The sequence below is a fragment of the Candidatus Omnitrophota bacterium genome (genome assembly GCA_040755155.1).
Taxonomy (GTDB): Bacteria; Hinthialibacterota; Hinthialibacteria; order Hinthialibacterales; family Hinthialibacteraceae; genus JBFMBP01.
Genome location: JBFMBP010000101.1, coordinates 25,371 through 38,475, shown reverse-complemented (window position 1 = coordinate 38,475; position 13,105 = coordinate 25,371). Strand labels below are relative to the sequence as shown.

Sequence of the window (13,105 nt, the reverse complement as noted above, 5' to 3'; positions counted from 1 at the left end):
GCGATGCGTGATTTCATGAGGCTTCTTGCGGCAGGCTCCCGGGTGGCCGGGCTTCCGACCCCGCTTTTTTTTTCTCCCTTTCTTGGCGGGTTTTTCATAAGGCGGAACCATTCCGGAGGGCGCGGCGATTTTCTGGGCTTCCTTGGCCGCTTGGTCTTTCAAAAGACGATGCGCCTCCTCTAAAATGAGTAAAACCGCCGCTTCGGGGTCTTCCTGGACGAGAGCGCGAATCGCCTCTTCGGACAGTTCCTGGCGGCCCTCCAGGATTTCCTGGAGGATTCTCTGGGCGGTTTCTTGGTTTCGGTTCATACCCTATAAAAACTTCGAAACCGCCTCCGAAGTAACGCTCGGTGTAATTTATTTCGAAACTTTTTTTGTGGAGGCTAAAACGTTACGATTTTCCATACTCCTTTCCAATGTAAGTTTCTTACGACTAAAAAGTGATTTCTTTCAAGGCGCTTGTAAGATGATCGGGCGCAAGATGCGCATAGATTTGAGTCATGGCAAGGCTTTGATGTCCAAGCAAGGATGAAACGGTATAGATGGGAACGCCGCCCATGACTAGATGCGATGCGTAGGAATGCCGCAATGCATGCGCCGTTACTTTGTCTGCGCCCGCGATAGGCAACCCGGCGGCTTTGACTGTCCTCTTAAATGTCTTCTTTAGCTAGTCTTCGCCGAATGGCCAGTCAATAACTTTTTCCTCGTCCGGGCGCTCTTTCCGCCATGATTGCAGAGCATCGGGAAGAGGCGTTTTCTCCATGAGGGGAACGATCCTTCCCCGCCGCGATTTCGGACGCCATTCTTCGCGGGGCGATAAAATAATCATCCGCCGGTCAAGATCGATGTCCGCCCAACGAAGATTAAACGCTTCGCCAAGTCGCAGCCCGGCATAGAGGCAGAGATTGAAGAATACGAACATTTCGGGGGAATGTTTCAGGCAGGCGGCGCGCAAGAGATCGATTTCCTTATTATCCAGAAAGCGCAAACGGCGGCTTTGCTCATGGAGTTTCTTGATCCGAGGAACGAACCTCTCTTCCAATTCATCCCGTGAAACCGCATGGCGCAACATGGCCATGAGACAGTTTATTTCGATGTTGACGGTTCGATTGGAGACCGTTTTCAACCGTTCGAGTCGGTAGTCTTCGATCTTTGCCTTCGAGATATTTTTGAGAAGCGTATCCGCCCCGAAGAACTTGATGAGTAGAAAATACGGCGATGTGGAAATTTTCTTTCCAAGAATTTATTATTGGATTGCGCCTAGGAGGGAAAATAGAAAAGACAGGGATTAACAATTAATAAATTATGCCCCTTTTCCCGTAAAAACGTTAAGTTTCATAGAGGAATGCCGATAATGTTGAATGCAATGGGCAATTCATATAAAATGTCTTACTCGGGTTAAATTACTCCGCACCCTTACCAAGGTTTCCGAGGCCTTTTATCCGACGGGTCAAGTAGTTTAACCCTTTTTTCTTTTTCCCGCCCTCCTGGCTGCAAATAAAAAAATCCCGCTCTCAAGACGCTTTTCTTCCAAAGAAGAATTTCTCGCGCCCTCCATTTTCTTTTGACGGCTCGCTTATTTCCGGTTTAAGTTTTTTAGGGGATTGTCGATTATAAACGGCGTAAAACACGCTTCACAGAGAACCCTGTATGACGTATTTTACGACTTGGGTTAAATTGCTCCGCGCCCTTACAAAGGTTTCCGAGGCCTTTTCAATAAACGGGTGTAGTAGTTTAACCCCTTTTTTTATCCCTCCTCTATGGAAAAATGAGCGAACTTACCCTTTATCGCCCCTATTATCGACGCCTTGAGAGATAACTTAAAAGAATTTTTAACGATTTTTTCCCTATTATGGATAAGATTTTATCCAGACAGCAAAATAAAACGCCCCGGAAAATCCGGGGCGTTCGTTTTGCCCTGCAAACGATCCACTAGGAAAGCAGTTTATTTCAAGACCTTGACATTCGTCGCTTTGGGGCCTTTTTCGCCCTTCGTTACTTCGAATTCCACTTTTTGATCTTCATACAAGGTTTTGAAACCGGTGCCTTCGATGTCCTGATGATGGACGAAAACATCGCCGCCATCATCTTTTTCGATAAATCCATAGCCCTTTTTCTCGTTAAACCATTTGACTCGACCTGTAGCCATTGTTTCAGTTACCTCCTGCTTGAAAGACTCCTGCGTTTAAGATGGGATTGACCGGCGCCTTTCAAAACGCCCGACTGTCACAACGGCATATTGAAATGCAACCACGGCTTTCCTTCGTTGGGCTATAGTATGAATGAAATTCGATCAAAAGCAACCTCTATTCGCCGAATTGGTTAAATTAAAAACGAATAGCGATGCAGCGCTCAAATGGTCCGTAATGACGAAAAGAAGATTTCTAAAAAAAGGATTCGTTCCGTCAAGCCACTTTAACGGCTATTTGACGCGGTTTGGCTTTTTCCACTTTGGGCAGATCGACGGTCAACACTCCTTTCTTGAATTCCGCGCCGATCTTGGGGATATCGACTTCGTTCGACAACTCGAACTGCCGGAAGAAATGGATGGAATCGAACTCGCGGTAAGCCGCCTCGCCCTTCGTTTCGAATTTCGTGGAAGCCTGGATCGTCAGGACGTTATTCTCGACGCCCACCTTGATGGAGTCTTGTTCGGCGCAAGGCAGATCGGCGACGACGACCAGCTTTTCGCCTTCTTCATAGATGTCGACCGGCGGAGCGACGTAAAACGATTCTTCGCGCGTTATGGCTGGCGTCTGCATTTCTTTGGTTACGGGTACGGTTTTTTCGGTCATGATGAAGCATCCTCCTTTCGAAAAATCCCATCGGCTTACTTACGCCACTTTGACGGCGACGGCCTTGGATTTGGCTTCTTCCGCTTTGGGCAAGGTGATGGTCAACAGGCCGTTCTTGTATTCCGCCGAGACATGCTCCGCCTTCACATCCGTAGGTAGTTCCACCGTGCGGATAAATTTGCCTTCCGCTCTTTCGCTGCGATGGTAGGCTTCGGGCTTCACGTCCTTGTCGTTGCGCTTCTTCTCGCCTTTAATCGTCAGCGCGGCGCCCATGACGGAGATGTCCAAACTTTGAGGATCGACGCCCGGAGCGACGGCGTAGACGTAGTAATGATCCGCGTCTTCATGAATATTGATAGAAGGATAGGCGCGCGCGGAATGGCCAGGCAAGAAAACGAACCGGCTCTGAGGTCTCGGCGCCGTAGGGGTAAAGCCGTTAAACAATTGATCGATGCTTCGGCGAAGCTCTTCCATTTCACGCCATGTATTCCACATTCTCATTGTCTTAACTCCTTTCGATTTTGCTTTTCCTAACTCTTGCACTTACATTCAACAAACAAGAAAAATGCCAAATTATTAAATCTAATATAATCAATAAGTAATCAAGTTCTGAATAAAAAAATGCGCCAATTTGACGCACGGATCGGCGGACAGGTAATTGCCATTTTTGCGCAGAAATGCTTTGTAAAAGCTAAATTTCCATTTAACAATGTAAGTTTATTTCCAATCTACAATTATTGCGATTCAATGAATTGTTGATAATATTGGAGTAATGCGAACGCGGAACAATGAATATTTGCAGTATTCAGGATGGATGCTTGACTTAATGTATTCTGCTATGGGAAAATCAATCAAGAAACAAGAAAATGGGAAATCTCTATTGCAATGAATACCAAACGGAAAGTACTTTTAATATCGCTAGGAACTCGCGGAGACATAGAGCCTTTTTTGGCTATCGCCGAAATGCTAAAAGAAAAAGGCCACAACGCAGTTTGCGCTTTTCCAGAACAATTCGAAAATCTTGCCCTCGATTCCGGCGCTCAGTTCATTTCTCTCGGCCCAGAATTTGTCGATTTAATTGAGAGCGATGATGGCGCAATGGCTATGGGAGGCCAAAGATCGATTATAAAAAAAATGGGCGCATATGCTCGGCTTTACATGAAATCCCTTTATATAAACAAAGAACTCGTAGCCCGGCAACGCGAAATTATCGTTAAGGAACAACCCGATAAAATTATTTTCAGCGGGAAGGCTATTTATCCGATTATTTGGGAAATCGAAAATCCCGGCAAATCTATCCTCGTAAGCCCGATACCTTGTTTAATTCACGCTGTTAACGATCGGCCCACCGTCGGTTTTAGCGGAAATTACGGACAATTTTTGAATAAGTTGACTTATTCCTTATCGAATTTCGGATTAATTCAGTACGTAATGAAAGTAACGAAGGAATTTCGGAAATCGCCAAAAATTTCAAGTACGGACATTAAAAAAGCGATATTCTCCAAGAAAATGATTTACACGGTCTCGCCAACCATTTTTCCAAGACCGGATTATTGGCCGGAAAATACGCAAGTATTGGGTTATCATGAAAGAAAGAAGACGGCACATTGGCATCCAAATAAGAGATTAGAAAAGTTTGTCGCTGACCGAGAAAAAATATTATTCGTTACGTTTGGAAGTATGGCCAATCCCGAACCCGAAGAAAAAACCAAAATGATTGTCGATATTTTGGAACGATGCCAAATCCCGGCGATTATCAATACCGCTTCGGGAGGTTTGGTTGAACTGACGAACTATAATTCCGATTTAATCCATTTCGAATCGGGAATTCCCTACGAATGGATTTTCCCTAAAATGTATGCCGCACTGCATCATGGAGGTTCCGGCACAACGCACCTGGCGCTCAAGTACGGTTGCGCTTCTATGATTATCCCTCATATTATCGACCAATACTTATGGGATAACTTGATAAGCGATCTAGGCGTTGGGCCAATGGGAATCTCGATGGCAAAAATCACTCGGCAAAAATTAGAAACGAAAATTTTGGATTTATTTCACAATCAATCCTATAAGGCGAATGCCTTAAAAGCATCGGCAAAAATGAAAAATGAAGATTTCAAAGATAGGTTGTGCAAGGCAATAGTTGAATAATGATAAATTGAAATTGAAGATAGTTTTTCGTTAATCGGGATATTGAACGGAAACTTACATACATTCCATCATAGATATCCAAATGGGAATTATTTCTTCTTTTTCCCCCGCGGATGAAACTGCTGATGCAACTCGCGCATTCGGCGTTGGTCGATGTGAGTGTAGATTTCGGTAGTGGAAATATCGGAGTGCCCTAAAAGTTCCTGCAATACGCGCAGATCGACGCCGTTTTCCAATAGATGCGTGGCGAAGGAATGGCGCAAGGTGTGGGGCGTCAGGTCCGAAGTAATCCCCGCGAGCAAGGCGTACTTGCGCAAGATTTTCCAAAATCCCATGCGGCTGAGGGGCTTGCCGAAACGGTTGACGAAGAGCGTATCCGCCGCCCGGCCGCCGCATAAAACCGGACGTCCGCGCTCCATATATTCCCGAATTTTTTGCGCGGCTCGTTCGTGAAAGGGAACCAAGCGTTCCTTGGAGCCTTTGCCCATCGTGCGCAGAAAGAGGTATTGAAAATTGAAATCGCCGGGACGCAGATGCAGCAGTTCGGAAACGCGCAAGCCCGCGGCGTAGAGCAACTCGATCATCGCCTGGTCGCGCAGGCGCAGGGCGTCGTCGCCCTCGTTCTCCGTCGCCTCCAATAGCCGCTGGACTTCGTCCGCATCGAGAGCGCCCTTAAATTGCTTGGGCGGCGTGGAGGATCGCACTAAACGCGAGGGATCTTCTTCGAAGGTTTTCTCTCTAACCAAGTAACGATAAAAACGGCGCAAGGCGGAAATTTTGCGCGCCATCGTGGTAGGCCGCTTACCTTCCCCGCGCAGCCATTCCACATAATTCAAAAAAACTTCCCCGTTCATTTGCGCCGGAAACGCGGTTTTCCGTTCTTCCAAAAAGCGAAGATGCTGCTCAACATCGCGGCGGTAAGCGTCTAGAGTGGCCTTCGCCGCGCCCTTCTCCAAAACGAGATGATCGAGAAACTGGCGCAGATAGGGATTCGTCTTCTTTGGTTCCTGCTCGCTCATCGTCCGCCAAACCTCTCCTGCATTGTTTTTCGCTATGGTTGGCGGGACGCCCGCGCTCCCAGAAGCGCAACGCGGATTACGAATAGTAATATTCCGCAAACGACAGGATGTAGTAATTGTTGCGCCTCTCCTCCCCCACCGTCGAAAGCGGCCCGTGGCCGGGATACAGAATCGTATCGTCGGGAAGCGTGAGGATTTTCTCGAAGATGCCCCGCATCAGTTGTTCGTGCGAGCCGCCTGGAACATCGGTGCGGCCGATGGTCATTTTGAAAAGAGCGTCTCCCGTGAAGAGATGGTTTTCCACATGCAGGCAGCAGCCGCCTGGAGAGTGGCCCGGCGTATGCAAGGCGCGAATCTTCCTCCCCGCGAAATCGATCTCGCTTCCATCGTCGAGCAGAAGATCCGCCGGAGGCGAAAGAATCGTTACGTCGAATCTGGCGGATAGATTCTCTACGGCGTCCGTCAGCATGGAGGCGTCGTCCCGATGAATCGCTAGAGGGACGGAAAAGGCATCCTTGATTCGCTTGTTGGCGCCGATGTGATCCCCGTGACCGTGCGTGTTGAGCAATAACCTCGGTTGTACGTTGAGATTCTCGACGGTTTGTATGATCCTTTCCCCTTCGTCTCCCGGATCGATAACGGCGGCGTCGCCGGAATCCGAATCGTAAAGAATATAACAATTCGCTTGCAGCATACCAACGGGAAAACCTGAAACATACAACATAATCGAACCTCGCATAATAGCGTCGCAGAACATTATTTTATGACGGACGGGGAATTACTACAGGGTAAGACCATCGAACCGAATGGAAAAACCGGATAATAAAAACGCCGCTTGCCTTTGAGAAGGAAGCGGCGTTGGAGATATCATGCGCTAACGGTTTAGGAGCCGTCCTGATCCGAGCGAGTAATTTCGCCCAAACTGAAGACGCCATTCGTGGGATCGTATTCCACCATCCCCAAGGGATTGGCTTTGTTCAAGCCGCGAATATTGCCCTCATCGTGGAAATCCGTCTGATCGGGACCGATGCTTTTCATGTACCAATATTGAAAAGGATTCGTTTTTGGGGCGGTTCCGGCTTTGGCGATCATTCTGGCGAACCAAAGTTTATGTTGGTTATTGGTTGGATCGATATAGTCGAATGTGATGTAGGGATCGGAATACCAAACGCCAACCCCTTGAAGCCCCTCTTTAAAGCGATCGGTGGGTTCGTAAGAAATCAGGCCTAAAGTAACGAGCCGTTTGAGCGGAGAAGGTTGTCCGTAGGACCATTTTTCCGGCAATTGCCCATTGTAATCAATGCTGTATTGCGCCAAAGCTCCCGTGATTTCCCGCATTTTCACTTGGACGTCCACCACCTCAGCGCGCACTTTTGCTTCCAAATACCCAGGCACAGCTATGGCTACTAGTATGGCGGTGATGCCAGCCACCAATAACAACTCCACAGCAGAAAATGCGGGCTTCATGGGTATTGTTCTCCTCCCCAGGGTTTATTTAAACATTCCCAGATACAGCCCTATATATAAATAAGATTAATGGAATTTTCGGTAAAGTCAAGAGTTTTTTGGAAATTTCCTTGGGAAATATTCTCGAAAAAATTCTCGTATCTAATTCATATTTATAATTTTAAATTATATCCGCTCAATCAACCCCGTTATAATACATAAGAATTTAACATTCGATGGACGATAAGAATTTTAATTTTTATCGGAAAGCGTGATCGCCATTCCAAACAATTCTTGTCTTGAAAAATCCATTGAAATTCATACCAAATCTCGCCTATTATATTTTCGCCGGGATGCGCCTTACTCTTTATAACCGAATGTCCGCAAACGTTCGCCTTTTTTGCGCCAACGCTCGCTTACTTTTACCCATAAATCCAAATAGGCGCGGTTCCCCAGCAACGCCTCGATATCCTTGCGGGCTTCCGTACCGATTTGTTTGATGACGGCCCCTTTCTTGCCTAAGATCATTCCTTTCTGCGATTCCCGCTCCACATGAATGACGGCGCGGATAGCGGTGAGGCCCCCTTCTCTCTCCTTCATCTCCTCCACCTGGACCGCCAGAGAGTAGGGAATTTCTTGACGCATGATGAGGAAGGCTTTTTCCCGGATGATCTCCTCTACAAAAAAACGCTGCGTGCGGTCGCTCAATTGATCGGGGGGAAAATATTTCGGTCCTTCCGGCATCCGCTCGATCATCTTTTGCAATAAATCTCTCACGCCATCGCCAAAAAGCGCGGAGATATAAAAGAGGACGGGAGGTTGGAAAAACGAAAGACTCTTCAATCCCTCTTGCAATGACGCTCTTCGATCCATCGGCGTTTTATCGATCTTGTTGAAAACGATAAACAGCGGCGCCTGGACGGGAAGCAGAATTTTTTCCGCAATGGCGCGTTCCCGCGGCGTCACTCCCTTGATGGCGTCAATTAGCCATACGATCAGATCGGAATCGTCGAGAGCGCGCTCCGCTTCCCGCATCATGAATTGATGCAGATCGTCTTTCGGCTCCAACAATCCCGGCGTATCCTGAAAAACGATCTGCGCATCGTCGCGGTCGAAAATGCCGAAAATGCGGTTGCGAGTTGTTTGGGGATGCGGCGTTACGGCGGCGAGTTTGGTTCCTAACAGTTGGTTCAATAAAGTGGATTTGCCCGCATTGGGCCTTCCGACTAAAGCGATATATCCGGATCGGTGATGGGCGGGGACGGCGTCGATGGGATTCTTCTCCTTGAGGATTCGATGCGATCGTTGATCGGATTTAATTGTATTGTCCGGCTGGGATTAAACAAGCGCTTGTCCTTTTCCTCTACCAAATCAATAATGGCAGAGACGATATGAGCAAGGTTTTTTCCGCCCTTAGCGGGCGAATACGATTTAGGTAGGCGATGGTTTGAGCGGTTTGCCATACTCTGTTCGGTAAACGCGCGTGAAGCCCCTGCTATTCATACTCTAGCGGTCTCCATCGATGAGATGAAGAATTCTATCCGAATACGTTTCAGGAGAAACTAGGGGTTCATTTCATTTGGAATTGTTCCCTCTCCCTCTATGCTGATCTTTACCCGCAAGTATAGAAAAATTATGAATGCTTGAATCGTGATGACGAGGATGGAAAATCAACCCATCGTTGAAATGTCGAGCGATTATTATTTGCCCCTCTCAAGGGGCAAACGACAATAGTCCTCCGTTTTAACGGCGGGTTGACTAACCAACTTGGTTATTCTTTATTCCCGACAATCCTGATTCAGGCATTCATAAATACTTCAATACTTGTGGGTAAAGATCAGCGCCGCATTTAGGGGGATTCCGTTGGGCTTCTTTCTTTTGTTCATCATCTTTCCCTCAACCAATAAAATTGATATCCTAATTCTACACTCCCTACTTGTGGGTAAAGATCAGCCCAGAGGGCGAGGGAACAATTTCAAATGAAATAAACCATTACAAAAATAAATGACGTTTGCGATGATGGCGAAGATACGCGAGATTTTTATAAGCAAAAATACCTATAATATTATTTTTCTTTGTCTTCCTCTCGGCGTTTTTTTTCTGCCGGAATTCCGTTCGGCCTATGAAGAAGATTGCGTTTTATTGGCATTGTTCGTTTACTTGCTGCTGCGATCCTTGAACGAGCAACGCTGGGAGATTGCGGAAGAATGGCAATCCGTCTTTATCGCCTTCGCGGCGGGGTGCCTTTATCTGATCGGCTGGATGGGATTTTTGCGCGGCTATGTGGAGAGTTGGGGACGATTCGCCGCCGTTTATCCTTTATGTTTGCTTATGGCGCTGAAGTTGAAGCCTGCGCCGAGGCTGCCGTATTCTTCCAGCCATCGCACCCTGCTGCTCATCCTCTTCGCTTTGACGTTCGCAGCGTGGGCGCCATTACCGTTCGTCAAAACGCTGCCTTTCGCCTTACCACTAAGCTCGGAAGAACATCCAGGCCATCTTATTATTCCGGGATTGCTTTCGCTGCCGATTTTGGCCTGCGTCGCTTTGATATCCCGCAGCGCGAGTCCATTGCTTCGGGGACGGGATCATCTTCCGTTGCTGCTAGCCGCCGGGCTAGCCGCTGGAGCGGTTTGGACGGATAACGCCGGCGTATGGAGATTATGGTATATTGCGGGCGAGCAAGAACGCGCCTGGACGCCGTTTAAATACGAACCTATCTCTCCGAAGGAGATAGACAGTTATCAAGCCGCCATGAAAGCGCCTTTGGAAGCGGCGCGGACGTATAGCTTGGTTCTGAACCGCATTCAACGGAAGGGCGATTTGCCGCGCTATTTGAATTGGCCCTTCTTTTTGCGTTTGCGCATGGCTAAGCAGGCGATACGGCTGGAAAATCCCGCCCTATGTTTGCAGTTTCTTCCTCCCTCGCAAGTTATGGCGCCGGACAAAATCGAGCGCATGAAAGATTTGTGGGAGATGGAATTTCTATGGACGATGCGGGAAAGCGAATCCGTTTACGGTTCGCCGGAATGGATTTGGGCGGATATCGTCTGGGCGGCGGATGAAGGCCAGCCCTACGCTCTCGACCGTTGGGGAAGAGTCTATTCGTTTCATGACGATCTGCCGCAAGTGGAATGGGATCCGAAAGAGCCGATCTATGACGCCATCGATTTGGAGCGGACAGATGGCGCCTTTGTTATATTGCGCGCCAATGGGCGAATCGTATCTTCTATGCCCTTGCCGTTAGTTGCGCAGGCGGAAGCGGCGCTCCCGCTAGGCGGCGCCATCGGCATGAAGTTTCATCCCAACGGAAAAGCGCTGCTATTGGCGTCGGCGTTTGGCGAGATTCGAATCATCGGAACGTCGCCGGAGGGATTTCCTTCGTGGAAGAGGCTGCATTTCGATCGCGCCGTTGTCGCTGACATGGAGCTGGATCCCGACGGGATGGGTTATTATCTATTAGATATTTACGGAGCAATTCATTCCAATCACGAAAAGGATGCCCCATCCCTGCCGAACACTTCGCCGCCGGTGGCGAAAGAGTTGCTGCCTTATTGGGCGGGAATGAAAATGGCTGTGGATTTGGAAATCGATCCGTTGGGACGAGGATTGTACGTTTACAACCGTTTGGGCGAAATCTTTACCGTCGCCGTCAAGCCGTTCCGCGAGACGTATCGCCCGCCGAAAATCTATGCCCATCGAGGCGTGGGATTGTGCGTCTCGCCGGAGGGGCGCCTTATTTCGCTAGAGTCCAACGGCGCCGCTTTGGATATCCCCTAGCGCGCATTAGGGACCGACGCGGATAATGTCGCCCTTTCCCGTGGCGGGATCGTATATGAATTTGTTCAAATCCGGCAGAGGCGCGCCCATATAAGTTCTTTCGTCAAAATCGGGTTTGCCGTCGGGGCCGTTGGAAACGAGAACATAAAACTTGCCATTACTGAAATAGCGGTAGGGTTTGCCTTCGGGATCGAAGGGGTCTTTGGGAATTTCGGGGAGATAGGTTACCGGCTCCGTCAAGAAGAGGATTCGGCCTCCCTCGGAAATTTGCAGTCCTGCTTCATCCACAGTTCTCTTATCCCTCAGGGGAACGGGGTAAGAATTATTATCGATAAAGAAAGCTTCCAAAGAGTTGCTGAGCAACCGCATATCCATCTTTACCGCCTCTTCTTTCTTCTTCGCCGATGCCTTTTCGAGAGGAGAACCCGGTTTCTTTCCCGCGAGAAGATCGTCAAGCGCTTGTTTCGCTTTTTTCTGCAGCATCGGCGGCGCTTCTCCAATGAAAACATACCGGACGATTCCGTTTTTATCGATAATGACGGTCTGGGGCAGGCTTTCGGCGAAATAGGCGTCGCCAACATCTCCGTTTTCATCCAGGATTACGGGAATATTCAGTTTTGCATCCTTTAAGAATTTTTCGATGTCCTCTTTTTCGTCCTGCTGGTTGATGGAAGCGAATTCCACATTTTTATCCTTATATTCCTTAGCGAGGGCGGCGAGGAGCGGCAGCGTTTCGCGGCAGGGGGGACACCAGGCGGCCCAGAAATCGAGAACCATGATTTTCTCCGTCTGGCGGACGGCAAGATCGAATTTGCCGCCGCCGAGGAGTTGCGACTTGAATGGAGGCGCGGGTTTTCCTAGCAGGCGTTCGTACGCTGGCGGCGATTTGGGTTTCAAGCGGGAACGAGCGACGCCGGACAGAGCGTCGATGCCCTCTTGCAAATTCGCCGCTTTTTTGGCGTCTTCAGGGGGAATGAATTTAAAATCGTTTTCCGATAATTCGGGATTAATTTTCCAGCCGTCGTATTCGATGGACATTTCAATCTTCACCTGAGTGACGCCAGCCGCTTTGCCGGTGGTTTTAGCGAGGCTGGCGGAAAAATCGGGAGCGATTTTTCGAATCAACGGCGTCTTTCCGGCATCCACCCACATCTCCCATTTCAGATCTTCCAGAGAAAATCGGACATGGCGGCAGAGGACTCCATTCGATTCTTCCTCGCCTAGATATTCGCCGGAGTCCACGTATTTCAGTAAGGCATTGAATGGATCCTTCTTGAAGAGAAAATCGATAAAGAGAGCGTGAAAAGACGTCATCATGGCCGCCGGAGTCGATTCGGGGGGGATGGTAGTCAGGTCCTCGATGGAAGCGGGAGCGTTCTCGACCGTATAGAGGCGGAACATGGGGTAAAATCGAGTGACAGCGCTGCCGTCGCAGATGACGGTGCTGCCTGCGAGACCCTTTTGCACAATGACGGCGGCATAGGAGGGACGCTTGAAACTGAGCGTCTGCATGGTGGTAAGTTCGTTTTTCGTCCCCAACCCTTCGGTTTTAACAATGACGGCGATATCTACCTTCAGCGACTGCAAGCCGCCGAGAAATTGGGAAACGTCGCGGATCAAGCGATCGGCCTGGGCGTCGAGAGGGGCTTTTTCCTTTTCCGCCGGATAGGCTGAGGATAGGAAAGAAAGGAATATCATGCCTATGAGAATTTTTACTACGAGATATCGTCGTCGATTCATTTAAATCTCCAGATTCGTATGAGAATAAAAATTCATTTTGGAGAAATATCTATCCATAAAAACCTTTCGAGTGAATTTCATCCCTTCCATAAATTATACAAAAAAAGAAAAAATGTCATGATAGGCGCTGGAAGGCGAGGGCTGGTTTTCGTTTTTTGAAATCGATTTGTTGTTTAT

The 13,105-nt window shown here is 48.5% G+C and carries 11 protein-coding genes and 1 pseudogene; 2 read left to right on the top strand and 10 right to left on the bottom strand.

Features of this window, described 5'->3' with window-relative positions; translation table 11 throughout:
* From AB1656_15170 to AB1656_15150, 5 genes and pseudogenes are all read right to left on the bottom strand, one after another.
* On the bottom strand, nt 1–309 hold a 309-nt coding region (locus AB1656_15170; GenBank protein ID MEW6236723.1), incomplete at its 3' end, for a hypothetical protein.
* A 124-nt stretch (nt 310–433) separates the two neighbouring features.
* Nucleotides 434–1,072 (bottom strand): annotated as a pseudogene (locus AB1656_15165) (site-specific integrase).
* An 873-nt stretch (nt 1,073–1,945) separates the two neighbouring features.
* Nucleotides 1,946–2,149 carry a cold-shock protein gene (locus AB1656_15160; GenBank protein ID MEW6236722.1) on the bottom strand — a complete coding sequence of 68 codons (204 nt, stop codon included), beginning with the start codon at nt 2,147–2,149 and terminating at the stop codon, nt 1,946–1,948.
* Between the two features lie 256 nt (nt 2,150–2,405).
* Nucleotides 2,406–2,795: an Hsp20/alpha crystallin family protein gene (locus AB1656_15155; GenBank protein ID MEW6236721.1), complete on the bottom strand. Its 390-nt coding sequence runs from the start codon at nt 2,793–2,795 to the stop codon at nt 2,406–2,408.
* A gap of 39 nt (nt 2,796–2,834) precedes the next feature.
* Nucleotides 2,835–3,296: an Hsp20/alpha crystallin family protein gene (locus tag AB1656_15150; protein ID MEW6236720.1), complete on the bottom strand. Its 462-nt coding sequence runs from the start codon at nt 3,294–3,296 to the stop codon at nt 2,835–2,837.
* A gap of 384 nt (nt 3,297–3,680) precedes the next feature.
* Between AB1656_15150 and AB1656_15145 the strand changes: the two genes are divergently transcribed.
* A complete protein-coding gene (locus AB1656_15145) occupies nt 3,681–4,946 on the top strand; it encodes a nucleotide disphospho-sugar-binding domain-containing protein (protein ID MEW6236719.1) in 1,266 nt (421 codons plus the stop codon).
* 89 nt (nt 4,947–5,035) lie between these two features.
* On the opposite strand, the gene xerD is transcribed toward AB1656_15145, so the two are convergent.
* The 4 genes from xerD to era all read right to left on the bottom strand — a co-directional run bounded on the left by xerD (nt 5,036) and on the right by era (nt 8,683).
* Entirely contained in the window at nt 5,036–5,965 is a 930-nt protein-coding gene (gene xerD / locus AB1656_15140; protein ID MEW6236718.1) for a site-specific tyrosine recombinase XerD, read from the bottom strand.
* 76 nt (nt 5,966–6,041) lie between these two features.
* Nucleotides 6,042–6,689 (bottom strand): MBL fold metallo-hydrolase, encoded by a 648-nt coding sequence (locus AB1656_15135; protein ID MEW6236717.1) that lies wholly within the window; start codon nt 6,687–6,689, stop codon nt 6,042–6,044.
* 158 nt (nt 6,690–6,847) lie between these two features.
* On the bottom strand, nt 6,848–7,432 hold the full coding sequence (locus AB1656_15130) for a hypothetical protein (protein ID MEW6236716.1): 585 nt from the start codon (nt 7,430–7,432) through the stop codon (nt 6,848–6,850).
* A gap of 339 nt (nt 7,433–7,771) precedes the next feature.
* Entirely contained in the window at nt 7,772–8,683 is a 912-nt protein-coding gene (gene era / locus AB1656_15125) for a GTPase Era (GenBank protein ID MEW6236715.1), read from the bottom strand.
* A gap of 744 nt (nt 8,684–9,427) precedes the next feature.
* Here era and AB1656_15120 point away from each other — a divergent pair.
* On the top strand, nt 9,428–11,188 hold the full coding sequence (locus AB1656_15120) for a hypothetical protein (protein MEW6236714.1): 1,761 nt from the start codon (nt 9,428–9,430) through the stop codon (nt 11,186–11,188).
* 6 nt (nt 11,189–11,194) lie between these two features.
* Here AB1656_15120 and AB1656_15115 read toward each other — a convergent pair whose 3' ends face one another.
* Nucleotides 11,195–12,928 carry a redoxin domain-containing protein gene (locus AB1656_15115; GenBank protein ID MEW6236713.1) on the bottom strand — a complete coding sequence of 578 codons (1,734 nt, stop codon included), beginning with the start codon at nt 12,926–12,928 and terminating at the stop codon, nt 11,195–11,197.
* Nucleotides 12,929–13,105: the final 177 nt, after the last annotated feature.